The organism is Streptomyces sp. NPDC058674 (assembly GCF_042716505.1).
Classification (GTDB): Bacteria; Actinomycetota; Actinomycetes; order Streptomycetales; family Streptomycetaceae; genus Streptomyces.
The window spans coordinates 69,106-95,237 of record NZ_JBHXSC010000013.1 but is presented as its reverse complement, the minus strand read 5'-3'; the positions used below and the strand labels follow the sequence as shown (position 1 = coordinate 95,237).

The window sequence follows — 26,132 nt, the reverse complement described above, 5'->3', positions numbered from 1 at the left end:
CGGTGATCCGCCGAAGGGGAGAAGCCCGTTGTCCATGTTCAGCACCCTGCGCCGGGCCGTGCGCCGCGGCTACCGGCGGGCCGTCGACCTCAGCCACCCCGCCCGCTCCCCGCTCGGCAGTGCGGTCGTCAACTGCGTGGTCTACCAGGACGGCGTGCGCCAGGACGGCTGCGCCGAGGTCGAGGAGGCGCTCCGCCGGGTCCGCAAGACGGGCCGCGGCTTCGTCTGGATCGGCCTGCACGAACCGGCGCAGGAGGAGCTCACCGGGCTGGCCGGGCTGTTCGGCCTGCACCCCCTGGCCGTGGAGGACGCCGTCCACGCCCACCAGCGCCCCAAGGTGGAGCGGTACGACGACACGCTGTTCTCCGTCTTCAAGACCGTGCGCTACGTGGAGCACGAGGAGCTGACCGCGACCAGCGAGGTGGTGGAGACCGGGGAGCTGATGGCCTTCACCGGCGACGACTTCGTCATCACCATCCGGCACGGCGGACGCGGCACCTTCGGCCCCATCCGCGAGGAACTCGAAGCGGCCCCGGAGCAGCTCGCCCAGGGCCCGGCGGTGGTGCTGCACGCCATCGCCGACCACGTGGTCGACGACTACCTGGCCGCCACCGACGCGGTGCAGAACGACATCGACGCCGTCGAGACCGCCGTGTTCAGCGACTACGGGGGCCGGGGCGACGCCGGGCGGATCTACCAGCTCAAGCGCGAACTGCTGGAACTGCGCCGGGCGGTCGCGCCGCTCGGCCGCCCGCTCCAGCAGCTGGCCACGCAGCCGATACCGGTCATCCCGCCCGAGGTGCGCACGTACTTCCGGGACGTGGCCGACCACCTGACCCGGGCCACGGAGCAGATCGGCGCCTACGACAACCTGCTCGACTCCATCCTCCAGGCCCACCTCGCCCAGGTGACCGTCGCCCAGAACGAGGACATGCGCAAGATCACGGCCTGGGCGGCCATCGTGGCCGTGCCGACCATGGTGTGCGGGGTGTACGGCATGAACTTCGACCACATGCCCGAGCTGCACTGGACCTATGGGTACCCCCTCGTCCTCGCCGTCATGGCGGCCGCCTGCTTCGTCATCCACCGCGGCTTCCGGCGCAACGGCTGGCTCTGACCGCGTGAGCGCGTGCGGTCACAGGGTGAGCAGCATCATCGGGGCCGTGGTCGGCCGGTCCGAGCCGCCCGCGGGCTCCAGGGTCACACCGACCGCCGTGGCCCCGCCGGGCGAGCCGGTCATCAGGACGCCTCCGTCCCCGGACAGCAGCCCGGCGGGCCGCATCGCCGACCCGTCGGCGAACCACAGCTGGTACGTCTTCCCCGCGGGCGCGGCCGGCAGCCCCGAACCGAGGAAGACCGCCCTGCCCTGCCGTGCGGACACCACCACCGACCCCGCGGCGCCGTCCGCCGACCGGCCGCTCACCGTCCGGGCGTCGGGGGCCGTGATCACCGCCGCCAGGTCCTGGAGGGCCTGCGCGGAGCGCCCCGACTCCGCGCGCGGCCACAGCTCGGCGCCGCCCAGGGCCACGCCGCCCGCCAGCCCCGCGGCCAGGCACGCGGCGAGGGCCAGCGGGAGCGCCCGCCGCCGCAGGGTGACCATGCCGCGCCGGGCCGGCGGGAGCTGGCGTACGGTCTCGATGCGGGACAGCACCGCCGTCCGCATGTCCGGCGGCGGGGCCAGCGCGACCGCCGAGCCCAGGCGGGCCGCCGTCGCCGTGAACTCCCGTACGTCCTGCGCGCACCCCGCGCACCGGGTCAGGTGGTGGGCGAACGCGTCGCGTTCGCCGGGCTCCAGCGCGTCGACGGCGTAGGCACCGGACAGTGCGTGCAGGTGGTCGGAAGCGTTGGTCATGCGGTCACCCCCATGCAGTCGCGCAGACGGATGAGTCCGTCGCGCAGGCGTGTCTTGATCGTGGGCAGCGGGGTGTCCAGCGTCTCGGCGACCTCGCGGTAGGTGAGGCCGCCGTAGTAGGCGAGGGTGACGGCCTGGCGCTGGAGCTCGGTCAGACCGCGCACACAGCGGCGCACCTGCTCGCTCTCCAGCCGGACCTCCACCTGCTCGCTCACCTCGTCGTACGGGCGCCGGTGCTCGCGGGCGGCGGAGTCCTGGTCGCGGGCCGCGGCGGCCTGCGCCGAGCGGACCCGGTCCACCGCCCGGCGGTGGGCGATGGTCATCACCCAGGTCATGACGGACCCCTTGTCCGGGCGGTAGCGCGGTGCCTGCCGCCACACCTCGATCATGACCTCCTGCGCCACCTCCTCGGACTGGGCCCGGTCCCGCAGGACCTTCACCGCGATGCCGAAGACGGGCCCGGCGACCACGTCGTAGAGGGCGCCGAAGGAGTCCTCGTCGCCGCGTGCGACGCGCTCCATCAGCCCGGGGAGGTCGGGGGCCCCGGAGCGGTCCGGTGCGCCGAAGGCGGCCTGCTGCCTCACGCCGCCGCCCCCGGGCCGACCGGGCGGATACGCGTACACGTCATGGCTGTTCCTTCACTACGGGCGGGCGCCTCGGGCCGGCGCGCCGCGGGCGGGCACCACGGTCCGGCGCGGCGGTCCGGCGCGGCCGAGGGCGCGGGCGGCGGACACCTTGGCTTCGGAGCGGGCGGGCGTGCGGATTGGTCGCCCGCGGAAAGGATCGGAAGGCGTACGGGGACCCCTTCCCCATCGGCTGGGCGAATCGCGTACGCCCGGTGCCCGCGCCTGAGCGGCATACCCCGCAGTGCACCGAGCGCCGTCCCCGGCGCGATCACGCCGGGGACGGCGCTCCGCCGTGACGCGCGTCTCCCCGCGCTTGCGGCAGGGGGCTGTCCAGACCGGCCCGATCACGAGATATCTTGATGTCGAGCAATGTTGCAGACGAGAGACGCAGACTGTGGAGCGGAGCATCCGGTGACTGACTCGACCATCATCTATACGCACACTGACGAGGCCCCGGCCCTCGCGACGTATTCCTTCCTGCCTGTGATCCAGGCGTACGCGTCGACGGCCGGTGTGAATGTCGAGACCCGTGACATCTCCCTGGCAGGTCGGATCATCGCCAGCTTCCCCGAGTACCTCGAGGAGGGCCAGCGGATCGCCGACGCCCTCGCCGAGCTCGGCGAGCTGGCGAAGACCCCCGAAGCGAACATCATCAAGCTTCCCAACATCTCGGCTTCGATCCCGCAGCTCAAGGCCGCGGTCGCCGAGCTGCAGGGCCAGGGCTACGCGCTGCCGGACTACCCGGACGACCCGAAGACCGACGAGGAGCGCGAGGTCCGCGCCCGCTACGACAAGGTCAAGGGCAGCGCCGTCAACCCGGTCCTGCGCGAGGGCAACTCCGACCGCCGCGCCCCCGCCTCGGTCAAGAACTACGCCAAGGCCCACCCGCACCGCATGGGCGCCTGGACCTCCGAGTCGAAGACGAACGTCGCCACCATGGGCGCGAACGACTTCCGCTCCACCGAGAAGTCCACCGTGATCGCCGAGGCCGGCACGCTGCGCATCGAGCACGTCGCCGCCGACGGCGCCACCACCGTCCTGCGCGAGTCCGTACCGGTCCTCGCCGGCGAGGTCGTGGACGCCTCCGTCCTGCACGTGGACGCGCTCCGCACCTTCCTGAACGACCAGATCGAGCGCGCCAAGGCCGAGGACGTGCTGTTCTCCGTGCACCTCAAGGCCACGATGATGAAGGTCTCCGACCCGATCGTCTTCGGCCACGTGGTCCGCGCCTTCTTCCCGAAGACCTTCGCCCGCTACGGCGAGACCCTGGCCGCGGCCGGCCTGTCGCCGAACGACGGTCTCGGCACCATCCTGAACGGCCTGGGCGCGCTGCCCGACGCCGCCGCGATCAAGGCGTCCTTCGACGCCGAGATCGCCGAGGGCCCGGCGCTCGCGATGGTCGACTCGGACAAGGGCATCACCAACCTGCACGTCCCGTCCGACGTCATCGTCGACGCCTCCATGCCGGCGATGATCCGCACCTCCGGCCACATGTGGGGCCCGGACGGCGCCGAGGCCGACACCCTGGCCGTGCTGCCGGACAGCAGCTACGCCGGTGTCTACCAGGTCGTCATCGACGACTGCCGCGCGCACGGCGCGTTCGACCCGTCCACGATGGGCTCGGTGCCGAACGTCGGCCTCATGGCCCAGAAGGCCGAGGAGTACGGCAGCCACGACAAGACCTTCGAGGTCGCCTCCGCGGGCACCGTCCGCCTCGTCGACGCCGCGGGCAACACCGTCCTGGAGCAGGAGGTCGCCGCCGGCGACATCTTCCGCGCCTGCCAGACCAAGGACGCCCCGATCCAGGACTGGGTCAAGCTCGCCGTCACCCGCGCCCGCGCCACCGGCGACCCGGCCGTCTTCTGGCTGGACGAGGAGCGCGCGCACGACGCGCAGCTGATCACCAAGGTGAAGACGTACCTCGCCGACCACGACACCGACGGTCTCACCATCAAGATCCTCTCCCCGGTCGAGGCCACCGCCTTCTCCCTGGAGCGCATCCGCCGCGGCGAGGACACCATCTCGGTGACCGGCAACGTCCTGCGCGACTACCTCACCGACCTCTTCCCGATCCTGGAGCTGGGCACCAGCGCCAAGATGCTGTCGGTGGTCCCGCTGATGAACGGCGGCGGCCTCTTCGAGACCGGCGCCGGCGGCTCCGCCCCCAAGCACGTCCAGCAGCTGGTCAAGGAGGACTACCTGCGCTGGGACTCGCTCGGCGAGTTCCTCGCGCTGGCCGTCTCCTTCGAGCACCTCGCGACCACCACCGGCAACGCCCGCGCCCAGGTGCTGGCCGACACCCTGGACCGCGCGACCGGCACCTTCCTCAACGAGGACAAGTCGCCGAGCCGCAAGCTGGGCGGCATCGACAACCGCGGCAGCCACTTCTACCTCGCCCTGTACTGGGCGCAGGAGCTGTCCCGCCAGATCGACGACCCGAAGCTGGCCGCCGCCTTCGACCCGCTGGCCAAGACGCTGGCCGAGTCGGAGCAGGCCATCGTCGCCGAGCTCGCCGCGGTGCAGGGCTCCCCGGCCGACATCGGCGGCTACTACCAGCCCGACGCCACCAAGGCCGCGGCGATCATGCGCCCGTCCGCGACCTTCAACCAGGCCATCGCCACCCTCGGCTGAGCCGACGGCCGCGCCCGCGCGCGGTGAGACGAGGTGTTCCGCCCCGGCCGGCCCCGTGCCCGGCCGGGGCGGACCCGTGTCCGGGTCCGGCCGGTGCGGTGGACGTCCGTGCGGTGGACGGCACGGCGCGCGGGTCGGCCCGGGTGTGGTGCCGGACCCGCGGGCGAGTGGCCGGATCGTGCGCTAGCCTTCACCGACGCTGATCCAGGGGGGTTTGGTGGCACGTCGCTCCGACACGTCCCGCGCGGGAACCGGTTGTGCGGGATTCCTGCTGCTGTTGCTGTTCGTGCTGCCCACGGTCGGCTACCTGCTGTCGCTGCCGGTGGGCCTGCCCGACCTGTTGGCCGAGCAGGACCCGCCGCGGCAGCCGCGCGGCTTCGGCCAGCACCTGGTCCTCTACGCCCTCCCCGTGGTCACGGCCCTGGCCGTGGCCCTGTTCGCGAGTCGGCGCCGCCGCTTCCTGTGGTGGCTTGTCCTGGCCAGGGCCGCGGCCCTGCTGGCCCTCGTCTCCGCCGCGCTGTGGTGGACGGAGAGCCAGATCGGCGACCACCCGGTGTGGAACGTGCGGGCGGTGGCCGAGAGCATGGCCGCGGGGCTGGTGGCCCTGGTCTTCGTGGGGGCGGTCCGCCGGTGGGACGGCTCCCGGGGCGGCCCGCCCGCCACCGCGACGCGGACCCGCAGGCCCGCCGCGGGGGAGATCTGGCTGGCCATGGTCCCGCTGCGCGAGGACCCCGGCCGGCAGCTGCGCCACTACTGCGTGGTGCTGGCCGCGCACTCCGACCACGCGGAGGTCGCCCAGATCACCAGCCAGGACAAGGACGGGCGCTCCGACCACATCCGGCTGTCGAACGACGGCTGGGACAAGGTCTCCGGCCGCGACCACTGGGTCGAGATCGGCCGGGCCCCGCGCCGGGTGGAGTACGGGCTGTTCCTCAAGTCCCGGCCCCAGGGACGCTGTCCGGCGCCCGCCTGGCGGCAGCTCAGCCGTCAGTCGCGGTGACGTCGGCGGCCACCCGGAAGCCGATGTTCCCGGCCGAGCTGTCCGGGGTGTTGCTGGTGCGGGCCGAGACCCGGTAGCGGGTGCAGTACGTCCCGACGGGTCGCCGAAGCCGCAGGTCAGACCCTACGGGCGGGCTGTGGCAGCCCTGTGGTGGCGCCGTGGCGACACCATGGCGGCGGTGTGCCGCGCACGTAACGCGGAGCGGCGGAGCCTGCGCGGCCGGCCTCCGGGACCGTCCGCTCCGGCATCGGGACCCGTGTCGGCCAGTCCGTCGGCCACCCCGTCGGCTCCGGTGCCCGACAGGGCGTCGGAGGCGGCGTCAGATGCGGTGGACCCGCTCCTGCCCGAAGCCGAGCGCCGCCCGCCCGGTGGCGAGGATCCGCAGCCCCGGGGCCACGGCGAGCAGGTCCCGCAGCCAGGCCCGTGCCGCCGGTCCGAGCAGTTCGGCGCCGTCCAGGACGAGCAGCATGTCCCGCTCGGCCAGCCAGGAGGCGGCATCGGCCGTACCGCAGGGCAGGAAGGGCATGCCCGGTACGCAGCCCAGTGCGGCCGTCAGCTCGCGGACGCCGTGCATCCCCAGCAGAGGGTCGGTGGCGACGACGGCCACCCCGTCGTAGAAGTTGGACGTCAGGCGCCGCGCGACCTCGCGCACCAGCAGGCTCCGCGGCTCGCGTGACCCCCCGGTGACGGTCACCACCTGCCCGCGCCGGACGGCCGTCAGCAGTCGGGACAGCTCCGCGGACGTGGCCGGGAGCAGCCCCGTGGACGCGCCGGCCGGTCGCATTTCCCCCATCGGCACGATGCCCCCCATTGCATGCGTGACCAGGCGCGGCAGAAGGGATGATTCGAGCCGCTTGTCGCTGATTATCCGCCAGTTGAGCCGGAAGGCCAGGGGAATGTCGCATTCCGGAGAAACGCCCGCGACGCCCGGCGATCACGGGACGTGTACGGACGGCGCGCCCTTGTCCACCGGGGCGCCGGGGAGCGCGACGCGGTACCCGCCCGCCGGGTCCACGGCCTGCGCGGCCCCGTTCGACCGGATGGCGGACGGCGCGTAGACGGCGGTCGGTGGACGGCGCCCGGCGTCGGGAACGCGCGATCCGCCGCCGGGCAAGTGCCCAGGTGGTGCGAGGCGCCGGGGCGGCCCGGCGGCGGCGCGGTGGCCGGTGCCCCCGCGCTGCGGTGCGGAAGGCATTGCGGATGCGTCGCCGCGGCGTCGGAGGGCGGCCCGCGCCCGCACCGCACCCCGGCCGCCGCCGTGCCGTTCGCATGAGCCCCGGCAAAGCGGCCGGCGTAGTTCCCGTGGGCCCCGTGACGTACGTGTCCGCCCCCGCGCCCCTGGGAACGGTTGTCCGCACGCCGGTAATGGGCTCTACTGCTGTGCAGCCCCGACGCGGGGCACATTCCGGGGAGGGACCAGCATGACAGCGGACCGGCGAGCGGACCGGAGAGCCGGCGGCCGACGCTCCCGGCGCGCCGCCAAGGCTGCCGCGCAGCCCGTGCGGCACCGGCGCAGACCGGGCTTCAGGGGCCGCAGAACCGCGCTGGCCGTGCTCGCGGGCTTCCTCCTCGTCGGAGTCTGCGCCGCCACCGGCGTCGCCTGGGACCCCTTCACCGCCGCCCCCGCGCGCGGCGGTTCGGCCCCCGTCATCGGCGTCCCGTGGTCCTCCGTGCCGACCGCCGGCTCGGAGCCCCCGCCCTCCGCGAGCGCCACGGGACCGGCCCCCGCCCCCGCCGTCCCGCCGACCGGCAGCGGCGCCCCCACCGAGGACCCGGGCACCGGCGGCGGGGCCCCGCCCCCCACCGGCGCCCTGCCCTTCGACCTGCCCGAGCCGGCCGTCCTGCGCTCCGGCGAAGCGGGCAGGAAGCTGGTGTTCGCCCACTACTTCACCCCGTACCCGCTCTCCCTCGACAACGCGAGTGCGGACGCCGACTACTACACCCGCAACTACCTGAACCCGGAAGGCGAGAGCGGAAAGCACGAGCGGTACGGCGGCCTGCTGCGCGACCGGCCCCTGCCCGTCGCCCCCAAGGGCGGCGACTGGGAGGACGCCAACCTCCGGCAGGAGGTGCGCACGGCCCGCGCTGCGGGCATCGACGGATTCACCCTCGATCTGCTCTCCCTCTCCGGAAAGAACTGGGACCGCTCCAACCGGCTGATGGCGGCGGCCCGTTCGGTGGATCCGGCCTTCAAGATCATGCTGATGCCGGACATGACCTCGCTGAAGACGGACGACCCGGGCGTCCTCGCCGACGCGATCGCCTCGCTCGGCGCCGCCCCCGCGGCCCACCGCCTCCCCGACGGCAGGCTCGTCGTCTCCCCGTTCAAGGCCGAGGCGAAGAGCGCGGCCTGGTGGACGGAGGTCATCGGAATCCTCAAGGCCAGGCACGGCGTGCGCACCGCCCTCGTGCCGCTCTTCCTCGACTTCGGCGCGCACAGCGCTGCGTTCGCACCCATCAGCCACGGCTTCTCCGAGTGGGGCAGCCGCAGTTACGTCGGCCAGGAGAGCAGCACCCGCGACGTCCGGCGGGCGCACGACATGGGCAAGATCTGGATGCAGCCGGTGTCCGTCCAGGACGCCCGCCCCAACCAGGGCATCTACGACGAGGCCGGCAACACCGCGACCCTGCGCTCCACCTGGACGCACGCCATCGAGGACGGCGCCGACTGGGTGCAGCTCACCACCTGGAACGACTACTCCGAGGGCAGCCAGTTCGCGCCCTCCCTGCACAACGGGCACGCCTACCTGGACCTGAGCTCCTACTACCTGACCCGCTTCAAGACGGGCAGCTGGCCCAGGATCGTCCGGGACACGCTCTACCTCACAGCCCGCACCCAGTTCGCCCAAGCCGATCCGACGGGCGACCAGTCGCTGCTGATGTCCCTGCGCAAGGGCAGCGCCGCTCCCCGGGACACGGTGGAGGTGCTCAGCTTCCTCTCCGCCCCCGGCACCGTCCGTACGGCCGTCGGATCGGCGAAGGGCTCCCACGACGCCCCCGCGGGCGTCCACGCGGAGCTGCTGCCGCTGAAGACGGGCACGAGCTCCGCCGCGGTGGTCCGGGACGGCGCGACCCGGGCCGAGGTCGAGCTGGCCCACCCCGTGGACCGCACGGTGGAGGTCCAGGACCTCCAGTACCAGGCGGCGACCAGCGGCCGCAAGCCCTGAACGGTCTCCGGCCGGGGCGCCCCACGCCCCGCGGGCGGGGTACCGGCGGGGACGTCGGCGGGAGAGGATCCAAGGACAGATCCGATCCGTCGCAGGAGGCCCCGTGCCCGAGCCCGTCCGTCCCGAGGGGGGCCCGGCCGGGCCCCCGCCCGCCACCGTGCCCGCCCCCGAGCCCGGCGGGGGGCCGGGGGCGACGCCCGGGGTCTTTCCCGGCGGCGCGGAGCTGTTCCGGCTCGACCCCGCGGTCGCACACCTGAACCACGGCTCCTTCGGGGCGGTGCCGGTCCCCGTCCAGGAGGCGCAGGCCGCGATCCGGGCCCGGTTCCACGCCGACCCCGACGCCTTCTTCGCCACCGTCTCCGACCGGCTCGCCGAGGCCCGCACCAGGATCGCCGCACACCTCGGCGCCGATCCCGAGGGCCTCGCCCTCATCGGCAACGCCACGGAAGGCGCCAACCTCGCCCTCGACGCGATCCCCCTCGCCGACGGCGACGAGATCCTGGTCACCGACCACGGCTACGGCACCGTCGTCGAGGCGGCCGCCCGCCGCGCCACGGTCACTACCGTCGCCCTCGACCCCCACCTGCCCGACGAGGACGCCGTGCGCGAGGCCGTGCTGGCCGGGCTGACGCCCCGGACCAAGGTCGCCGTGCTCGACCACATCAGCTCGCCCACCGCCCGGCTCATCGCCTCGCCGCGGCTCATCGCCGACCTCCGCGAGCGCGGCGTCACCACCGTCGTGGACGGCGCCCACGCGCCCGGCATGCTCGCCGACCCGCTCGCCGGCGGCGCCGACTTCTGGTTCGGGAACCTCCACAAATGGGGGTACGCCCCGCCCGGCAGCGCCGTCCTCGCCGTCGCGCCGCCCCACCGCCACCGGGTCCGCGCCCCCGTCCCCTCCTGGGAGGACCAGGAGGGCTTCCCGCGCTCGGTCGAGTACCGCGCCACCGCCGACTACACCGGCTGGCTCGCCGCCCCCGAGGGACTGGACCTCCTGCACCGCCTGGACGCACGCCGCGTACGGGCCCACAACAGCGCCCTCGCCGCCCACGGTGCGGCCCTGCTCGCCGAACTCCCCGGGCTCACCCCGCTGCCGCACACCGACGGCCTCGCCATGCGCACCCTGCGCCTGCCGCCCGGCACCGCGCGGACGCCGGACGCCGCCCGGGCCCTGCGCGAGGAGCTCGCCGCGCGCCTGGGCATCCGGGTGCTGGTCTGGCCCTGGCCCGGCGGCGGCGGCATCCGGGTCTGCGGGCAGGTGTACAACCGGCCCGAGGAGTACGAGCGGCTGGCCGCCGGGCTGCCCGCCTTCCTGTGACGGGGCCCGGACGGCAGGGGGCCCGGCCGCGCGGGAGCGCTCGGCCGTGCGTCCCGGCGCCGGAGCGCTCAGCCCCGCCGGAGCAGGTACGTGTCCATGATCCAGCCCTTGCGGGCGCGGGCCTCGGTGCGCAGCTCCTCGATCCGCCCGGCCACCTCCGCCAGCCGCCCCGAGACCAGGATCTCGTCCGGAGTGCCCACGTAGGCCCCCCAGTAGATGAAGAGGTCCTGGTCGAGGTGGGCGGTGAAGGCGTGCCGGGCGTCCAGCATCACCACCACGTCGTCCACGTCCTCGGGCCAGCCCTCCGCGAGCCGGCGACCCGTGGTGATCTGCACCGGACGGCCCACCCGGTTCAAGGTGGTGCGGTGCCGGGCGAGCAGGGACGAGATGCTGCTGATGCCCGGCACCACCTCGTACGCGAAGGCCACCCGGCCCTTCTCCAGCACCTCGTCGAGGATCGCCAGGGTGGAGTCGTACAGCGAGGGGTCGCCCCAGACCAGGAAGGCCCCCGTCTCGCCCTCCGCGAGGTCCTCCGCGATGAACCGCTCGAAGAGCTCGGCCCGCGCGCTGCGCCAGCCGTCCACCGTCGGCGCGTAGTGGGCCGGGGTACGGTCCCGGTCCGGGTCCCGTCCCTCCACCAGGCGGTGGCCCGGGCGGGCGTGCGCGTCGAGCATCGCCCGCCGCAGCCCGGTCAGATCCGCCTTCTCCTCGCCCTTCTCCAGAATGAGGAACGCGTCCGCCGCGCCGATCGCCCGCACCGCCTGGAGGGTCAGGTGGTCCGGGTCGCCCGCGCCTATGCCGATCACTGAGAACTTCTTCACCCCGCTATTCTGCCCGTCATGCGTGTCGCCCTGTTCGTCACCTGCGTCAACGACGTGCTGTACCCGCGCACCGGCATCGCCGTCGTCCGCCTCCTGGAGCGGCTCGGCGTCACCGTGGACTTCCCCGCCGGCCAGAGCTGCTGCGGGCAGCCGCAGTACAACACCGGCTACCGCCGCGAGACCGAGCCGCTGCTGCGCCGCACGGCGCGGGCCTTCGCCGGCCACGCCCACGTGGTCACCCCCTCCGGTTCGTGCGCCGCGATGCTCCGCGAGCACTACCCGCGGATCGGCCGCCGGGCGCTCGCCGAGGGCCGCGGCGCCGAGCTGGCCGATCTGGCCGCGGACCTGGCGCCGCGGGTGTACGAGCTGACCGAATTCCTCGTCGACGTGCTGGGGGTGAGCGACGTCGGCGCGTACTTCCCGCACACCGTCACCTACCACCCCTCCTGCCACGGCCTGCGGGGCCTCGGACTCGGGGACCGGCCGCGGCGGCTGCTGGCCGCCGTCGAGGGCCTGGACCTGGTCGAGCTGCCGGGGGCCGAGGAGTGCTGCGGCTTCGGCGGCACCTTCGCCGTCAAGAACCCGGACGTCTCGGCCGCCATGGGCACCGACAAGATCCGCAACGCGGCCGCCACCGGCGCCGAGGTGGTGTGCGGAGCCGACAACTCCTGCCTCGCCCACCTCGACGGCCTCCTGCGCCGCACCGGATCGCCACAGCGCGCCGTGCACCTGGCGGAGATCCTGGCCGCCACCGCGCAAGAGCCCGTGCGATGACCGGCACCCACCTCGGGATGCCCGCGTTCCCGGCCTTCCCCGCCGCCGCCAGGGAGGCCGTGCACGACCGGACGCTGCGCGCGAACCTGCGGCACGCCACGCACACCATCCGCGACAAGCGGGCCCGCGCGGTCGCCGAGCTGGCCGACTGGGACCGGCTGCGGACGGCCGGCAAGGCGGTCAAGGACCACACCCTGCGCCATCTCGACCGCTACCTGGTCCAGCTGGAGGAGGCGGTCACGACCGCCGGCGGCACCGTCCACTGGGCGGCCGACGCCGACGAGGCCAACCGCATCGTGACCGGCCTGGTCCTGGCCACCGGAGAGCGGGAGGTCGTGAAGGTCAAGTCCATGGCCACCCAGGAGATCGGCCTCAACGAGGCCCTCGAAGCCGCGGGGATCGCCGCGTACGAGACCGACCTCGCCGAGCTCATCGTGCAGCTCGGCCACGACCGGCCCTCACACATCCTGGTCCCGGCCATCCACCGCAACCGGGCGGAGATCCGCGACGTCTTCCGCGCGCAGATGGGCGCGTGGGGGCTCCCGGCGCCCGACGGCCTCGGCGACGACCCGCGCGAACTCGCCGAAGCCGCCCGCCTGCACCTGCGGGAGAAGTTCCTCCGCGCCAAGGTCGCCGTCTCCGGGGCCAACTTCATGGTCGCCGAGACCGGGACCATGGTCGTCTTCGAGTCCGAGGGCAACGGCCGCATGTGCCTGACCCTGCCCGAGACCCTCATCTCCGTCGTCGGCATCGAGAAGGTCGTCCCCACCTTCCGCGACCTGGAGGTCTTCCTCCAGACACTGCCCCGCTCCTCGACCGCCGAGCGGATGAACCCGTACACCACCATGTGGACCGGCACCACCGACGGCGACGGCCCCACCGCCTTCCACCTCGTCCTCCTCGACAACGGCCGCACCGACACCCTCGCCGACGAGGTCGGCCGGCAAGCCCTGCGCTGCATCCGCTGCTCCGCCTGCCTGAACGTCTGCCCGGTCTACGAGCGCGCCGGCGGCCACGCCTACGGCTCCGTCTACCCGGGCCCCATCGGGGCGATCCTCAGCCCCCAACTGCGCGGCACCGCCTCCGGGATCGACGCCTCCCTGCCGTACGCCTCCACCCTGTGCGGAGCCTGCTACGAGGTCTGCCCCGTCGCCATCGACATCCCCGAAGTCCTCGTCCACCTCCGCGAACGGGTGGCCCAGGGCGGGCCGGTGACCCGCGACGGCATCCGCGTACGCATCCGCCCCGCGCACGGGCACGCCGCCGAACGGGCCGCCATGCGTGCCGCCCGGCTGCTCCTGGACCACCCCGGGGCGCTGCGCGCGGGCGAACGGCTCCTGGCCCGCGCCCGCCGGCTGCGCCCGCGCCGCCTGCCGGGACCGGGGCGCGCCTGGACCGACACCCGGGAGCTGCCCGACCTCCCCGCGGAATCCTTCCGCGACTGGTGGGCCCGCGAACGGGGGACCCCGCGATGACCTCCAGGGACCGGGTCCTGGCCCGCATCCGCCGGGCCGTGGGGGAGCACGGCCCGGACTCCGGGCCGCAGGTCCCGCGCGACTACCTCCGGGTGCACGGCGTGCGCACCCCGGCCGAGCGGGTGGACCTCCTCGCCGCCCACCTGACGGAGTACCGGGCGACGGTCCACCGCACGGCCGAGGAGGGCCTCCCGGCACTGCTGGCGGAGCTGCTCGCGCGGCGCGGTGCGCGGACGGTGCTCGCGCCGCCCGGCCTGCCCCCGCACTGGCTCTCCGCCGCGGACCAGGTCCGGATACACGACGCCGCCGCGTCCACTCCGTACGAACTGGACCGGGTCGACAGCGTCGTCACCGGCTGCGCCCTGGCCATCGCGGAGACCGGCACCCTCGTCCTGGACGGCGGCCCCGACCAGGGGCGGCGCCGCATCACCCTGATCCCCGACCACCACATCGCCGTGGTCCGCGTCCCGGACCAGCTGGTGGACTCGGTACCGCAGGCCGTGACCCGGCTGGACCCGAGACGTCCGCTGACGTGGATCTCCGGACCGTCCGCCACCAGCGACATCGAGCTCGACCGGGTGGAGGGCGTCCACGGGCCCCGCACCCTGGAGGTCGTCCTGCTCGGCGCACAATAGGCCCATGCCTTCCCACATCGCCCTCACCGCCCTCCTGGTCCGCGACTACGACGAGGCCCTGGACTTCTACACCCGCGCCCTCGGCTTCGACCTCGTCGAGGACACCGCGCGCCCGGACGGCTCCCGCTGGATCGTCGTCCGCCCGCCCGGCGCCACGGAGGCCGCACTGCTGCTGGCCCGCGCCAAGGACGACGCCCAGCGCTCCCGGGTCGGCGACCAGACCGGAGGCCGGGTGGGCTTCTTCCTGCACACCGACGACTTCGCGCGCGACCACGCCCGGATGACCGCGCGGGGGGTCAGCTTCCTGGAGGAGCCCCGGCACGAGGCGTACGGCTCCGTCGCCGTCTTCGAAGACCTGTACGGCAACCGCTGGGACCTCCTCCAGCCCGCCTAGCCAGCGTGGCCCGCCTGGTAGTGCCGTGACCCGAAACGCCCACCGGGTCGCGAAGTGCGGGCCGGCGTGTGAGCCTTTTGTGCATGGACTGGGCGTCGTGGACCACGGTCAGTGTCTTCGCCGGCAGGGGCGGTGTGCGCACCGAGGAAGCCGGTGCGATCACGGGCGACCTGACCGTTCACACCACCTGGACGGGTGCCGAGGCCAGGGTGTCCGTGCAGTACAGCGGCTCGTCCGAGTGGTTCACCCTCGCGGGGAGCCCCCTGCCGTGCGCCTCGGAGCGGGAGAGCCGCGACCTCCACGACGTGGTGGTCGAGGTGGTGCGCGCGGGCAAGGCCGCCGACGGCCTGCCGCCCCTCCACGCGGCGTGAGACGGCGCGGGCCTCCGCCCCCGCCCCTGCCTCCACGCCCGCCCCGTCTCCGCGCCCGCCGGCGTCTCCGGCCAGGCCCCGGCTCCCGCCGGCTCCCTCCGGTCAGGCGGACGACCCGCCGGAAGGCCCCAGCCGCGGCGCCTCGGCGGCGGCGTCCACGGACGCGCCGCCGTCCACCCGCCCGGCCAGCCCCTCCGCCCAGCGGACCAGGCCCGCCGCGTCGATCCCGTACGCGGACCCGTCCACCCCCGTGAGGCCCGCGGCCCCGCGCCGCAGCAGCCGCGCCCCGCCGGCGGCGTTCCCGCGCGCGGCGTGCGTCAGCCCGACGGCGAGCTGGGCCAGGCCCCGCCAGAGCGCGGCCGCGGCAGCGGGCCCGGACTTCCAGGCGTCCTCGAACACCTCGTGCGCGTGGAAGGGCATCCCGGCGTCGAGCAGCCGCTGGGCCTCCCGGACGGTCTCCGCCGGGGTCCGCACCACCCCCTCGGGCTGCCGCTCCACGCCGCCGGCGCCGTACTCCAGCGGCCGCCCCAGACCGTCCCTGGGCCGCGCACTGCGCGCCCGCCCCTCGTCGTCCCGATCCCGTGTGTTCACCCCCTCATCCTCGCCCCCGCCGATTACCCGTGCATGCACACCCCTCGGCGTGGGGTAATGTTCTGCATGTGCCGCCGGGACGGGGGAAACCCCAGGTCGCGAGCACATCGGGACGTGGCGCAGCTTGGTAGCGCACTTGACTGGGGGTCAAGGGGTCGCAGGTTCAAATCCTGTCGTCCCGACTCGAAAGAGTCGCAGATCAGGGGCCGATTCAGAGCAATCTGAACCGGCCCTTCGGTCGTTTCCGGGGCCGTGCGCCACCCCGCCGGGGCCGTCCCGCCGCTCGGGGGCGGGGCCGCCGCGCACCGCGGGGCGGGGGCCGGGAAAACCCGTGGACCGTGCGGGTGCCGTCGCGGGACACTGCGTTCCCCGTCCGCACGACACCACGGGGTTGCCATGGGATCGCCCGAACCGCACGAAGGTTTACCCGGCAGGAGCCCGGTGCTCCTCGCACTGCGTTACTACGGCCGGGAGTTGGCCCGGCTCCGGTGGCTGACGGCGCCGGCGATGCTGCTCCCGGCACTCGGCAACGTCGGCCTCCACTACATAGCCCCGCTGGTCGTCGCCAAGCTCGTCGGCCGGATCGCGGGGGGCGCGGCCCCCGGCGTCGGCGCGGTGCTCCCGTACGTCCTCGTCTTCGCCGGAGTCCTGCTGCTTGCGGAGACGCTGTGGCGCATCGGACTGCACTGCCTGAACCGTCTCGACGCCCGCGGGATCGAGCACCTGTACGTGATCGGCATGGACGAGCTGTTCGCCAAGGACACCGCGTTCTTCCACGACAACTTCGCCGGGTCGCTGACCAAGCGGGTCCTCAGCTTCGCCTCCCGCTTCGAGGACTTCGTCGACACGCTCACCTTCTCGGTCATCGGCAGTCTCGTGCCGCTGCTGTTCGCGTCGGTGGTGCTGTGGCAGTACGACCCGCTGCTCGTCGTCGGCCTGTTGACGATGATCGCGGTGACGGGGCTGTGCGCGGCGCCCCTGATCCGTCGCCGCCAGGCGCTGGTCGCCGAGCGCGAGGAGGCCATCGCCCAGGTCTCGGGCCACGTCGCCGACAGCCTGATGAACATGGACACGGTCCGGGCCTTCGCCGCCGAGGAGGGCGAGGCCGCCGAGCACCGGTCCCGCGTCGCGAAGTCGAGGCGGCTCACGCTGCGCTCGTGGGACTACGGCAACCTGCGCATCGACACGCTGGTCGCGCCGATGTCCGTACTGACCAACGTGCTGGGCCTGCTGCTCGCCGTCACGCTCGGCGGGGGAGGGCACGGAGTCGAGGCGGTCGTCGTCGCCTTCACCTACTACGCCAACGCGACACGGATCATGTTCGAGTTCAACCAGGTCTACCGCCGCCTCGAGAGCTCCATGACGGAGGCCGCCCAGTTCACCGAACTGCTGCTGCAGCCGCCGACCGTGCTCGATCCGGCGACGCCGGAGCCGCTGCGGTCCCGCGCCGCCGACGTGCGCTTCGAGCGCGTGACCTTCGCCCACGCGGGAGCGGAGCCGCTCTTCGAGGGGCTCGACCTGGCCGTGCCCGGCGGGGCGAAGATCGGGCTCGTCGGCCGGTCCGGCGGCGGCAAGACCACGCTCACCCGGCTCCTGTTGCGGATGACGGACATCGACGCCGGCCGGATCCTGATCGGCGGCCAGGACATCAGCCGGCTGCGCCAGGCCGACCTGCGCGGCCTGCTCGCCTACGTGCCGCAGGAACCGGCGATGTTCCACCGCACCCTGCGGGACAACATCGCCTTCGCCCGGCCGGAGGCCACCGACGCCGAGGTCCGCCGCGCCGCCGAGGCGGCGCACGTCACGGAGTTCGCCGACGCCCTTCCGGAGGGCTTCGACACCATGGTCGGGGAGCGCGGCGTGAAGCTGTCCGGCGGACAGCGCCAACGGGTCGCCCTCGCCCGGGCCATCCTGCGCGACGCGCCGATCCTGCTGCTCGACGAGGCGACCAGCGCCCTGGACTCCGAGAGCGAGATCCTCGTCCAGCAGGCGCTGTGGCGGCTCATGGAGGGGCGTACGGCCCTCGTGGTGGCGCACCGGCTGAGCACGGTCGCGAGCATGGACCGGCTCGTCGTCCTCGACCGCGGGCGGATCGTCGAGCAGGGGAGCCACCAGGAACTGCTGGCCTCCGACGGGGTGTACGCCAAGCTGTGGCAGCACCAGTCGGGCGGTTTCCTGGACGACACCTCCGCCCGCTCCGACGTGCACTGACCGCAGGTCCGCGGGCAGCGGACGGCCCGCCCGGGCCCCCGCGAGGCCGGCAGCACGGCGGTTCTTCCCGGCCGGTACGGTTCCCCCCATGGATCTTTCCGCAACGAGTCACACGGGTGACGGGGCGGCGCCGTCCGCGCTGGTCAAGGAGGCGGCGCTGCGGCACCTGGCCGAGTCGGGCGCCGCGGGGCTGTCCCCGGCCGCCGTGGCCCGCGCCGCCGGCCTCGCCCCCGCCGTGGTGGAAGCGCTCTTCCCGGACCGCGCCGCCCTGCTGACCGCGCTGCTCGTCGACGCCTACGACGCGTCCGGCGCCGCGATGGAGCGGGCCGACACGGACGCGGCGTCGGCCGGGGCGCCGGCCGGCGCGCGACTCCTCGCCGCCGCCCGTGCGCTGCGGCAGTGGTCCTTCGCCCACCCCGCTCAGTTCGCCCTGCTCTACGGCTCGCCCGTGCCGGGCTACCACGCCCCCCAGGACACGGTCGCGCCCGCCTCGCGCACCCCCGCGGTACTCGCCGGCATCGTACGGTCGGCGCTGGAGCACGGCGAACTCACCCCGCCCCGCCGGGAGGTGCCCGGCCCCCCGCTGCTTCTGCCCGCGGCCGCGCACCTGTTCGGCGGCGCGCCCGGAGCCCCTTTCGCGGACGTCGTCGAGCGCGGCATCGTGTTGTGGAGCGGCCTCATCGGGCTGCTGGCCTTCCAGGTCTTCAGCCGTACCCACGACAGCGTCCGGGACGAGGCCGCATTCTTCGACTACGCCGTCGCCGTGACGGCCGAGACCATCGGACTCGTGGTCCCCCCGGGCGAGAACGCCGGCTGAACCGCCCGCCCCCGGGCGGCACCCGCAGGAAATCAGGACGTGAACACCACCAGAACCCTCTGCTTCGTCATCGCGGCGCTGTCGTCGTACGCCGCGTTCGCCTTCCGGCTCTGCCAGGGACGGCGCAACTGGAAGGACAGCGCCTACCGCACGCTGATGACGACGCTGCTGCTCCAGTGCCTCACCTTCACCATGGGCGCCGTCGCCATGCAGAGCGCGAGCTTCCTGGGCGTCGGCAACCTCGCCATCCTCACCATGCACCTGGCGGCGGTCGGCTTCTGCATCAGCGCGCAGGTCATCCTGCTGCGCTGGGCTGCCGCCGGCGCGGAGGCGGCGCGCCAGACGCGCCTGTGGGTGGCCACCGGCATCGCCCTGAGCGTGCTCCTGACCGTCCTCTTCTTCCTCGCTGACGGCACCGAGCGGGCACCGCTGGACTTCGACGGGAGCGGCGATCCGCTGCTCCTCACGTACCTGCTGGTCTTCATCGCGTCCCAGGCCGTCCCGTGCGTGACCATCGTCCTGCAGTGCGGCCCCTACGTGCGGATGACCGACAACGCTTCGCTGCGGCGGGCGCTGCGCATGCTGTCCGTCGCGGCGTGGCTGCTGCTCCTCTACTCCCTGGTGCGGGTGGCGAACGTCCTCAGTATCGCGGCCGGTCTCGGCATCGGCGAGTGGAAGGAGGCCGTCGCCTCCGTGGTCAACGCGCTGGGCATCGTCGCCGTCTCGCTCAGCCTGGCCATGCCGTTCTGGGGCCCCTCGGCCGCCCGGCTGCTGGAGTGGACCCGGACCTACCGGTCCTACCGGGCCCTCCATCCGCTCTGGCGGGACCTGTACGAGTCCTTCCCGGACATCGCCCTGGAGCCGCCCGGGACGTCGGTCCGCGACCTCGACTACCGGCTCCACCGCAGGGTCGTCGAGATTCGGGACGGCTGGCGGGACCTGCGGCCCTACATGGAACGCAGTGCCGGCCGTACCGCGGGGGCCGCCGGCGCGGGGAGCGAGGAGTTCCGGCAGGCCCGCACGGAGGCGGCGCAGATCAGGCAGGCCCTGCACGCCAGGCGGACCGGCACCGTCCCCCGGGACAACAAGGACGCCTGCGACTTCGACGACCGCGACTCGGACAGCTTCGCCGCGGAGGTCGCCTGGCTCACGAAGGTCGCGGCCGCCTACCGCCACCTCGGCGCCGCCGAGGCGGCGACAGGCGGAGCGCGCGGCTCCGGCCCCGGTCTTCCGGCCCGGCCCCACAGGGCCGGGCCGGTCTGCGACGACACCGGCGAACTTGACGACCCCCGTGCATCAAGTTAGCTGCCAGCTATCGGCGCGACCCCACCGTGACGGAGTCCCGACCAATTGTCAACTGACCGCTAATCTGTGAGACTCCTCTATAGCCAAGGGCTATTTCGGGGAGGTACGGGAGGGAGACCCACCATGACCGAGGCCGAGACCGACGACCGGCACCTGCTCGCCGTGCGCCTCGACGACCTGTTCAAGACGGTCCGCCCCAAAGGCAGGCACTGGACCAATGCCGAGGTGGCGGAGGAACTGAAGCGGGCCAACCCCGAGCTCAAGGTCGGGGGCGTGTACCTGTCGCAGTTGCGGACGGGCAAGCGGTCGAACCCCTCGCCCGACCTCCTGGCCGCCCTCGCCCGCTTCTTCGGCGTGTCCGTCGCGTACTTCTTCGACGAGAAGGTCGCCGAATCGGTGCTCGGCCAGATCGCCGCCATCGAGGCGCTGCGGCAGTCCGGGGTCCGTGCCGTGGCGATGCGCGCGGCGGGTATGAAGAAGGAGAACCTCCAGGCGATCACGGCCATCATGGACCAGTACCGGCAGATGCAGGGCCTGCCGCCCGTCACCGACTCCTCCGACCCCGAGTGAGGGGCGCCTGGAGGGGGAAGTCCGCCGGCCAGGACCGCGACCGACGCAGCCAGCTCAAGGAGCTCCGGAAGGCCGGCGCCCGGCGGATCGCCGACCTCGGCCTGCCGAAGGTGAACGACGTCGCCGAGCTCTGCCGCCACCTCGGTGAGGTGCGCGGCCGTCCGATCACCCTGGTGCCGATGAAGATGCCCTCGTCGCATCCGTGCGGCATGTGGGTGGCCGCGCGCGACGACGACCTCATCTTCTACGACGCCAACACGACCGGTGCGCACCAGGAGCACATCATCTTGCACGAGCTCGGCCACATCATCTGCTGCCACCGCGGTGCGGGCGGGCTCGACGAGGCCGCCGCCCGCCTCCTCTTCCCCGACCTGGACCCCGAGCTCGTACGCGACATGCTCCTGCGCGCGACGTACGACGACGTGCAGGAGCAGGAGGCGGAGATCATCGCCTATCTGCTCTCCCAGCTCCTGGGCGGCGCCGAGCCGCCGCCCTGCGTGACCGAGGCCGCGCGAGCGGGAGCGGCCGAACGCGGCGACGCCGGCCGGAGCGCCGCGCTCAGCCGGGTCGAGCGCACCCTGATCTGACGCCACGCGGACCCTGATCCGACGCCACGCGGACCCCGAGGAGCGGCGGGAGCGGAGCCGGCGCCCGGGCCCGCGGGACGCACCGGTGTCCCGAAGACGGCCCCGACCGGCTACCGTCACCGCATCCGCCCCCTCCGTCGCACATCGCGTACGGCCGCAGGCGTAGCGCCGCGGCTTTCGGGAAGGGGCAAGGACAGGATGGAAGGGTGATGCCGGATGGTGGTTCCCGAAGCGGGCCGTGAGCGCTTCACCGTCGCGGTGCAGGCCGTCGACGGTGCCGTCGTCCTGGAACTGGCGGGTGAGCTGGACCATGACACGGCGCCACCCCTGCGCCATGCCCTGGACACGGCGGTCACCCCCGGCGGCCGGCTGCTGGTGGACCTGGCGGGGCTCGGCTTCTGCGACTCGACCGGGCTGAACGTGCTGCTGCACAGCCGTCTCACGGCCCATGAGGCCGGAGCCACCCTGGAACTGGCCGGACTGCGCGGGCCGGTCGCCAGGATGTTCCGCATCACGGGTGCCGACGGGGTGTTCCCCGTGCACGCGAGCGTCGCCGAGGCACTGGGCGGGGCGGCCGGGCCGCCCGGATGACGCGTACCGGTCCGGCCGGGGCGAAGGGCCCCGGCGGCCCGGGCGGGCCGCCGGTCCCCACCCCGGGCGGACCGCCACTGTCGACACGGAGGAGCCTGAGCGCCATGGAGCAGCGGGGCTCGCCCGACAGGACCTGGTACCTGGGACTGGAGGGGACCACGGACGTGGTGACGCGCAGCCGCGACTTCGCCCGCCGGGCCCTGACCGCCTGGCACTGGATACCCACCGCCGCGCAGGAGCAGTGGGAGGCCGCCGAGGACGTCCTCCTGCTGGTGTCGGAGGTGGTGGCCAACGCCTGCCTCCACGGCGGCGGTCCGGGGTCCCTCATGCTCGACTGCACCGAGGAGCGGCTGCGGATCGAGGTGACCGACGGCAACCCGGCGCCGCCGGTGCCCGTACGGCCCCGGCCCGCGACCCAGCCGGGCCGCCCGGGCGGCCACGGGCTGCTCATCGTGGACCGGCTGGCCCGCGGCTGGGGCTCCCGGCCCTGGACGGGGGGGAAGTGCGTCTGGGTGGAGGTCGCCGTGCCCCGGCCCGTCATCCGGGCCTGGTCCGGCGGCTGACGCGGCGCACCGCCTCCCGGGGAGACCTCCCGGGGGCGGCCGCGTGCACCCCGGGTCTCTAGGGCACTCGGGGACGCCTTTCGGGGCGGCTTGGGGATACTGGCGGGGTGAAGATCGAAGACGAGGACGCGGTCCTGTTCGACATCGAGGGCCGGACCGGAGTGGTCACCCTCAACAGGCCCAAGGCCCTCAACGCCCTCACCCATCCGATGGTGGTGCGGATCGACCGGGCGCTGGCCGCCTGGGAGCACGACCCTGCCGTGCTCCAGGTCCTGATCCGCGGAGCCGGAGAGCGCGGGCTGTGCGCGGGCGGGGACATCCGCGCGATCCACGACGACGCCAAGGCGGGCACCGCGGCCTCGGCGGGGTTCTGGCGCGACGAGTACCGGCTGAACGCGCGGATCGCCCGCTACCCGAAGCCGTACGCGGCGCTGATGGACGGGATCGTCATGGGCGGCGGGGTCGGCGTGTCGGCGCACGGCGACGTCCGCGTCGTGACCGAACGCTCCCGTGTGGCCATGCCCGAGACGGGCATCGGCTTCGTGCCCGACGTGGGCGGCACCCACCTCCTGGCCCGCGCCCCCGGCGGACTCGGCACCCATCTCGCCCTCACCGGAGCCGCCGTGGGCGCGGCGGACGCCGTCCTGTGCGGCCTGGCCGACCACTTCGTCCCCTCGGCGGAGCTGCCCGCGCTGACCGCCGCCCTCGCGGACGCCCCCGTACGCGAGGTCGTGGAGCGGTACGCGCGGAAGCCGCCCGGCGGTGAACTCGCCGCACGGCGGGACTGGATCGACCACTGCTACGCCGCGGACACGGTCGAGGAGATCGTGGACCGGCTGCGCGGCCACGGCGACCCGGCCGCGAAGGAGGCCGCCGAGACCGTCCTGGCCAAGTCCCCGACCGCCCTGAAGGTGACCCTCTCCGCCCTGCGCCGGGCGCCGGCGCTGGGCCCGCTGGAGCGGGTGCTGGAGCAGGAGTACCGGACCTCCTGCCACGCACTGGCCGCACCCGACCTGGTGGAGGGCATCCGCGCCCAGGTGATCGACAAGGACCGGACCCCGCACTGGTCGCCGGCCTCCCTCGCCGAGATCGCGGACGCCGACGTGGAACGGTTCTTCGCCCCTCTCGGCGAGGACCGGGAGCTGCGCCTGCCGGATGCCTGACGGGCGGCCCGGTACCGGGCGGGGACGAGCCGGTGGGAGGGCCCGCCGGTGAGGGGACGAGCCGTGGGAGGACCCGCCGGTGAGGGGGCGGCCCCGTGAGCGGGCGCGCCGGTGCCGCCCGCGCGGGGACGCGCCGCCGGTACCGGCCGCCGCGCAGGCTCAGCGGTAGCCGGTGGCGTCCGCCGGACGGCCCGGGTCCTGGACCTCGACCATGTACCGCCAGGCGTCCGGACGGCTCCCGTCGAGGTCCGTGAAGCCGTAGACCCCCGCCAGCTGCCCGCTGGAGAGCGACTGCCCGTTCCAGCGTGCGACCCGCGGGTCGGCGGCGAGCGCCGCGACCGCCCGGCCCACGTACGACGGGGTCTCGGAGATGCAGAAGTGCGGCACCGCGGCGAGCGCGTCGCGCCAGTTCGCCTCCGTCACGCCGAAGGCGTCGAGCATCATCTCCGAACGCAGCCAGCCAGGGGTCAGCGCCACGGCCGTCGCCCCGCGCGGCCCCAGCTCGTGCCCCAGCGCGAACGCCATCCGCAGCACCGACGCCTTGGCGATGTCGTAGAAGAACGACACCCGGTAGCGGCTCGCGTTGTACTCGGCGGTGCCGTCGGTCATCTCCACCACCAGTCCGCCCGGCTCGCGCAACAGCAGCGGCGCCGCGAAATGGCTGGTGATCGCGTGGGTCTCGACCGCCAGCCGGAGCAGCCGCAGACCCTTCTCCAGGTCGTGCTCCCAGACCGTGCTGTCCCACTCGAAGAGCAGCTCTCCGCCCCAGACGTCGTTGACCAGGACGTCCAGCCGCCCCTGCTCGGCGTCGATCCGGCCCACCAGCGCCGCCACCTCGTCCGGCACCAGGTGGTCCGCGACCACGGGAACGCCCCGCCCGCCCGCGGCGGTCACCAGCTCGGCGGTCTCCTCGATCGTCTCCGGCCGGTCGTACTCCGAGCGCCTGCCCCGGGTGCTGCGGCCGGACACGTACACGGTCGCGCCCCGGGTGCCCAGCTGAACGGCGATGCCCCGGCCCGCGCCCCGCGTCGCCCCGGCCACCAGGGCGACCCTGCCGTCGAGGCTCCGCGGCCCCTGTGAGGTGCGCTGTGCGTCAGACATGCCCCGACCCTACGACCACCCGCCCCCGCGGGCCCGGCCGGACGCGGCGGGCGCCGCGCCCCCGGCACGGCCTCCGCCCGAACGGCCGGCTTCCCCGCCCCGGCCGGATTCCGGGGCGTGCGGCGGCCGGGTCTGTACAACCCGCCCCCCAAGCCGCACTGTTGAGCCGGTCCGGTCCTTCAGGTCAGGAGAGTCGGCTTGTCCCGCCACATCTCGGATGCCCCACACGACCCCGACGTCCCGCACGACCCCCACGCCCCGCACGCGATCGACGCCCCGCACGTCATCGATCCGGCGGGCGGCTGCCCGCACGCCCTGAACGCCCGGCTGCGCGCCCGCGGAGCCGTGGCGGAGGTCGTCCTCCCCGGCGGGGTGCCCGGTGCGGTCGTCCTGGGGCACGAGGACCTCAGGGAGTTCCTCGCCCACCCCGATGTGGCCAAGGACGCGCGTCACTGCCCCGCCCTGCACGACGGCACGATCGCCCGGGACTGGCCGCTGCGGGTCTTCGCCAACGCCCGGGGGATGCACACCGCCGACGACGCCGACCACCGCCGGCTCCGCTCGCTGGTCGGAAAGGCCTTCACCGCCCGTCAGGTGGAGCGGCTGCGGCCACGGGTGGAAGAGCTGGCCGACACCCTCCTCGACGACCTGGCACGGGCCGCCGCCGGGTCCGCGGACGGGACCGCCGACCTGCGCACCCACTTCGCCCTCCCGCTCCCGATGAGCGTGATCTGCGAACTGCTCGGCGTGGACCCCGAACACCGCGGCCGGCTCCACCACCTGTCCAACACGGTGATCGTGGCGACCGACACCACCCCCGCCGAGGCGCTGGCCGCCGTACACGAACTCGTCGAGCTCATGGGCACGATCGCCGCCGCCCGCCGGGCGGCCGTGGCACGGGGGGAGGCCGGCGACGATCTCACCAGCGCACTGATCGCCGCCCGCGAGAGCGACGGCGACCGCCTCAGCGAGGCCGAACTCACCGGCACCATGCGGCTGATGCTCGTCGCGGGCCACGAGACCACCCTCAACCTCATCAGCAATGCGGTCCGCGCCCTGTGCACCCACCGCGACCAGCTCGCGCTGGTCCTGGAGGGCGGGGCCACCTGGTCCGACGTGGTGGACGAAACCCTGCGCTGGGACGGCCCGGTCAGCTGGTTCCCCTTCCGCTACCCCACCCGCGACCTCACCGTCGGCGGTGCGGTGATCCCGCGGGGCACCCCCGTGCTCGCCGGGTACACGGCGGCCGGCCGCGACCGGGCCTTCCACGGCCCGGACGCCGACCGCTTCGACGTCACCCGGCCCACCGCCGCCCGCCACCTCTCCTTCGGCCACGGCGCGCACTACTGCGTCGGCGCCCCGCTCGCCCGGCTGGAGGCCACCACCGCCCTGGAGCGGCTCTTCACCCGCTTCCCCGACCTCGACCTGGCGGTCCCCGAGACCGGGCTGCCGCACCAGCGCAGCTTCATCGGCAACAGCGTCGAGACCCTGCCGGTCCGCCGGTACGGGCGTGAGCGGTAGGGGCGTGAGCGGTAGGCGGTCCTGTCGTGCCGTCGAGGCCCCGGCCGG

Annotated in this window: 26 protein-coding genes, 1 tRNA gene and 1 pseudogene; 20 read left to right on the top strand and 8 right to left on the bottom strand. The window is 74.1% G+C overall.

Going from position 1 to position 26,132, the window contains the following annotated elements:
* Positions 1-34: 34 nt before the first annotated feature.
* Positions 35-1,117, top strand: a complete 1,083-nt coding sequence (gene corA, locus ACFWU6_RS10045) for a magnesium/cobalt transporter CorA (protein ID WP_383980116.1) — start codon at positions 35-37, stop codon at positions 1,115-1,117.
* Positions 1,118-1,135: 18 nt separating this feature from the next.
* Here the strand turns inward: corA and ACFWU6_RS10040 are convergent, their stop codons facing one another.
* Positions 1,136-1,852, bottom strand: coding sequence for an anti-sigma factor domain-containing protein (locus tag ACFWU6_RS10040; RefSeq protein WP_383980111.1), 717 nt, complete (start codon positions 1,850-1,852; stop codon positions 1,136-1,138).
* Complete coding sequence (gene sigK, locus ACFWU6_RS10035) at positions 1,849-2,373, bottom strand: ECF RNA polymerase sigma factor SigK (protein ID WP_383798864.1); 525 nt, start codon at positions 2,371-2,373, stop codon at positions 1,849-1,851. The genes ACFWU6_RS10040 and sigK overlap by 4 nt, the downstream gene beginning before the upstream one ends.
* A 516-nt stretch (positions 2,374-2,889) precedes the next feature.
* On the opposite strand from sigK, the gene ACFWU6_RS10030 reads away from it, so the two are divergent.
* Positions 2,890-5,109 (top strand): NADP-dependent isocitrate dehydrogenase, encoded by a 2,220-nt coding sequence (locus ACFWU6_RS10030; protein WP_383980104.1) that lies wholly within the window; start codon positions 2,890-2,892, stop codon positions 5,107-5,109.
* A 217-nt stretch (positions 5,110-5,326) separates the two neighbouring features.
* Complete coding sequence (locus ACFWU6_RS10025; protein ID WP_383798635.1) at positions 5,327-6,109, top strand: hypothetical protein; 783 nt, start codon at positions 5,327-5,329, stop codon at positions 6,107-6,109.
* On the opposite strand, the pseudogene ACFWU6_RS10020 reads toward ACFWU6_RS10025, so the two are convergent.
* From ACFWU6_RS10020 to ACFWU6_RS10010, 3 genes and pseudogenes are all read right to left on the bottom strand, one after another.
* Positions 6,090-6,200, bottom strand: a pseudogene (locus ACFWU6_RS10020) (formylglycine-generating enzyme family protein); the annotation flags it as partial. The gene ACFWU6_RS10025 and the pseudogene ACFWU6_RS10020 sit on opposite strands and share 20 nt — an antisense overlap.
* 228 nt (positions 6,201-6,428) lie before the next feature.
* Positions 6,429-6,908: a hypothetical protein gene (locus ACFWU6_RS10015; protein WP_383980099.1), complete on the bottom strand. Its 480-nt coding sequence runs from the start codon at positions 6,906-6,908 to the stop codon at positions 6,429-6,431.
* 135 nt (positions 6,909-7,043) lie between these two features.
* Complete coding sequence (locus ACFWU6_RS10010; protein ID WP_383980095.1) at positions 7,044-7,304, bottom strand: hypothetical protein; 261 nt, start codon at positions 7,302-7,304, stop codon at positions 7,044-7,046.
* 226 nt (positions 7,305-7,530) lie between these two features.
* Here ACFWU6_RS10010 and ACFWU6_RS10005 point away from each other — a divergent pair, with 226 nt between their 5' ends.
* Together ACFWU6_RS10005 and ACFWU6_RS10000 are read left to right on the top strand one after the other, a co-directional pair.
* Positions 7,531-9,276, top strand: a complete 1,746-nt coding sequence (locus ACFWU6_RS10005) for a glycoside hydrolase family 71 protein (RefSeq protein WP_383798629.1) — start codon at positions 7,531-7,533, stop codon at positions 9,274-9,276.
* A 103-nt stretch (positions 9,277-9,379) separates the two neighbouring features.
* Positions 9,380-10,594, top strand: coding sequence for an aminotransferase class V-fold PLP-dependent enzyme (locus ACFWU6_RS10000; RefSeq protein ID WP_383980089.1), 1,215 nt, complete (start codon positions 9,380-9,382; stop codon positions 10,592-10,594).
* 68 nt (positions 10,595-10,662) lie between these two features.
* Here ACFWU6_RS10000 and cobF read toward each other — a convergent pair whose 3' ends face one another.
* Entirely contained in the window at positions 10,663-11,415 is a 753-nt protein-coding gene (cobF, locus tag ACFWU6_RS09995) for a precorrin-6A synthase (deacetylating) (protein WP_383798623.1), read from the bottom strand.
* A gap of 18 nt (positions 11,416-11,433) precedes the next feature.
* Between cobF and ACFWU6_RS09990 the strand changes: the two genes are divergently transcribed.
* The 5 genes from ACFWU6_RS09990 (at position 11,434) to ACFWU6_RS09970 (ending at position 15,064) form a co-directional block, all read left to right on the top strand.
* Positions 11,434-12,189, top strand: coding sequence for a (Fe-S)-binding protein (locus ACFWU6_RS09990; RefSeq protein WP_383980085.1), 756 nt, complete (start codon positions 11,434-11,436; stop codon positions 12,187-12,189).
* Entirely contained in the window at positions 12,186-13,664 is a 1,479-nt protein-coding gene (locus ACFWU6_RS09985) for a lactate utilization protein B (RefSeq protein WP_383980081.1), read from the top strand. The genes ACFWU6_RS09990 and ACFWU6_RS09985 overlap by 4 nt, the downstream gene beginning before the upstream one ends.
* Positions 13,661-14,299 (top strand): lactate utilization protein C, encoded by a 639-nt coding sequence (locus ACFWU6_RS09980; RefSeq protein ID WP_383980078.1) that lies wholly within the window; start codon positions 13,661-13,663, stop codon positions 14,297-14,299. The genes ACFWU6_RS09985 and ACFWU6_RS09980 overlap by 4 nt, the downstream gene beginning before the upstream one ends.
* Before the next feature lie 4 nt (positions 14,300-14,303).
* Entirely contained in the window at positions 14,304-14,693 is a 390-nt protein-coding gene (locus tag ACFWU6_RS09975) for a VOC family protein (protein ID WP_383798612.1), read from the top strand.
* Positions 14,694-14,776: 83 nt separating this feature from the next.
* Positions 14,777-15,064: a hypothetical protein gene (locus ACFWU6_RS09970; RefSeq protein WP_383798609.1), complete on the top strand. Its 288-nt coding sequence runs from the start codon at positions 14,777-14,779 to the stop codon at positions 15,062-15,064.
* Between the two features lie 102 nt (positions 15,065-15,166).
* Here ACFWU6_RS09970 and ACFWU6_RS09965 read toward each other — a convergent pair whose 3' ends face one another.
* The gene (locus tag ACFWU6_RS09965) at positions 15,167-15,655 is read right to left on the bottom strand and encodes a DUF309 domain-containing protein (RefSeq protein ID WP_383980075.1); all 489 of its coding nucleotides are present in this window, start codon (positions 15,653-15,655) and stop codon (positions 15,167-15,169) included.
* Between the two features lie 108 nt (positions 15,656-15,763).
* Here ACFWU6_RS09965 and ACFWU6_RS09960 point away from each other — a divergent pair.
* The 9 genes from ACFWU6_RS09960 (at position 15,764) to ACFWU6_RS09920 (ending at position 23,462) form a co-directional block, all read left to right on the top strand.
* Positions 15,764-15,837, top strand: a tRNA-Pro gene (locus tag ACFWU6_RS09960).
* Positions 15,838-16,051: 214 nt separating this feature from the next.
* A complete protein-coding gene (locus tag ACFWU6_RS09955) occupies positions 16,052-17,866 on the top strand; it encodes an ABC transporter ATP-binding protein (protein ID WP_383798603.1) in 1,815 nt (604 codons plus the stop codon).
* 88 nt (positions 17,867-17,954) lie between these two features.
* On the top strand, positions 17,955-18,683 hold the full coding sequence (locus ACFWU6_RS09950) for a TetR-like C-terminal domain-containing protein (RefSeq protein ID WP_383798600.1): 729 nt from the start codon (positions 17,955-17,957) through the stop codon (positions 18,681-18,683).
* Between the two features lie 39 nt (positions 18,684-18,722).
* Positions 18,723-19,988 carry an MAB_1171c family putative transporter gene (locus ACFWU6_RS09945; RefSeq protein WP_383798596.1) on the top strand — a complete coding sequence of 422 codons (1,266 nt, stop codon included), beginning with the start codon at positions 18,723-18,725 and terminating at the stop codon, positions 19,986-19,988.
* Positions 19,989-20,111: 123 nt separating this feature from the next.
* Complete coding sequence (locus ACFWU6_RS09940; RefSeq protein ID WP_383798593.1) at positions 20,112-20,558, top strand: helix-turn-helix domain-containing protein; 447 nt, start codon at positions 20,112-20,114, stop codon at positions 20,556-20,558.
* Positions 20,555-21,145, top strand: a complete 591-nt coding sequence (locus ACFWU6_RS09935) for an ImmA/IrrE family metallo-endopeptidase (RefSeq protein WP_383798590.1) — start codon at positions 20,555-20,557, stop codon at positions 21,143-21,145. The genes ACFWU6_RS09940 and ACFWU6_RS09935 overlap by 4 nt, the downstream gene beginning before the upstream one ends.
* A gap of 216 nt (positions 21,146-21,361) precedes the next feature.
* Positions 21,362-21,736, top strand: a complete 375-nt coding sequence (locus ACFWU6_RS09930; RefSeq protein ID WP_383798587.1) for an STAS domain-containing protein — start codon at positions 21,362-21,364, stop codon at positions 21,734-21,736.
* Between the two features lie 104 nt (positions 21,737-21,840).
* Positions 21,841-22,299, top strand: a complete 459-nt coding sequence (locus tag ACFWU6_RS09925; RefSeq protein ID WP_383798584.1) for an ATP-binding protein — start codon at positions 21,841-21,843, stop codon at positions 22,297-22,299.
* Positions 22,300-22,412: 113 nt separating this feature from the next.
* Positions 22,413-23,462 carry an enoyl-CoA hydratase/isomerase family protein gene (locus ACFWU6_RS09920; protein ID WP_383798861.1) on the top strand — a complete coding sequence of 350 codons (1,050 nt, stop codon included), beginning with the start codon at positions 22,413-22,415 and terminating at the stop codon, positions 23,460-23,462.
* A 159-nt stretch (positions 23,463-23,621) separates the two neighbouring features.
* Here the strand turns inward: ACFWU6_RS09920 and ACFWU6_RS09915 are convergent, their stop codons facing one another.
* Positions 23,622-24,563 (bottom strand): SDR family oxidoreductase, encoded by a 942-nt coding sequence (locus tag ACFWU6_RS09915; RefSeq protein WP_383798581.1) that lies wholly within the window; start codon positions 24,561-24,563, stop codon positions 23,622-23,624.
* 267 nt (positions 24,564-24,830) lie between these two features.
* Between ACFWU6_RS09915 and ACFWU6_RS09910 the strand changes: the two genes are divergently transcribed.
* Positions 24,831-26,084 (top strand): cytochrome P450, encoded by a 1,254-nt coding sequence (locus ACFWU6_RS09910; RefSeq protein WP_383980196.1) that lies wholly within the window; start codon positions 24,831-24,833, stop codon positions 26,082-26,084.
* The last annotated feature ends 48 nt before the right edge of the window (positions 26,085-26,132 follow it).

Coding starts and splice junctions, on each gene's coding strand:
- ACFWU6_RS09975 (WP_383798612.1), top strand. CDS start 14,304: ATGCCTTCCCACATCGCCCTCACCGCCCTCCTGGTCCGCGACTACGAC.
- ACFWU6_RS09985 (WP_383980081.1), top strand. CDS start 12,186: ATGACCGGCACCCACCTCGGGATGCCCGCGTTCCCGGCCTTCCCCGCC.
- ACFWU6_RS09955 (WP_383798603.1), top strand. CDS start 16,052: ATGGGATCGCCCGAACCGCACGAAGGTTTACCCGGCAGGAGCCCGGTG.
- ACFWU6_RS10005 (WP_383798629.1), top strand. CDS start 7,531: ATGACAGCGGACCGGCGAGCGGACCGGAGAGCCGGCGGCCGACGCTCC.
- ACFWU6_RS10040 (WP_383980111.1), bottom strand. CDS start 1,852: ATGACCAACGCTTCCGACCACCTGCACGCACTGTCCGGTGCCTACGCC.
- ACFWU6_RS09940 (WP_383798593.1), top strand. CDS start 20,112: ATGACCGAGGCCGAGACCGACGACCGGCACCTGCTCGCCGTGCGCCTC.
- ACFWU6_RS09970 (WP_383798609.1), top strand. CDS start 14,777: ATGGACTGGGCGTCGTGGACCACGGTCAGTGTCTTCGCCGGCAGGGGC.
- ACFWU6_RS09950 (WP_383798600.1), top strand. CDS start 17,955: ATGGATCTTTCCGCAACGAGTCACACGGGTGACGGGGCGGCGCCGTCC.
- ACFWU6_RS09915 (WP_383798581.1), bottom strand. CDS start 24,563: ATGTCTGACGCACAGCGCACCTCACAGGGGCCGCGGAGCCTCGACGGC.
- ACFWU6_RS09980 (WP_383980078.1), top strand. CDS start 13,661: ATGACCTCCAGGGACCGGGTCCTGGCCCGCATCCGCCGGGCCGTGGGG.
- ACFWU6_RS09990 (WP_383980085.1), top strand. CDS start 11,434: ATGCGTGTCGCCCTGTTCGTCACCTGCGTCAACGACGTGCTGTACCCG.
- ACFWU6_RS09925 (WP_383798584.1), top strand. CDS start 21,841: ATGGAGCAGCGGGGCTCGCCCGACAGGACCTGGTACCTGGGACTGGAG.
- ACFWU6_RS09930 (WP_383798587.1), top strand. CDS start 21,362: ATGGTGGTTCCCGAAGCGGGCCGTGAGCGCTTCACCGTCGCGGTGCAG.
- sigK (WP_383798864.1), bottom strand. CDS start 2,373: ATGGAGCGCGTCGCACGCGGCGACGAGGACTCCTTCGGCGCCCTCTAC.
- ACFWU6_RS10010 (WP_383980095.1), bottom strand. CDS start 7,304: ATGCCTTCCGCACCGCAGCGCGGGGGCACCGGCCACCGCGCCGCCGCC.
- corA (WP_383980116.1), top strand. CDS start 35: ATGTTCAGCACCCTGCGCCGGGCCGTGCGCCGCGGCTACCGGCGGGCC.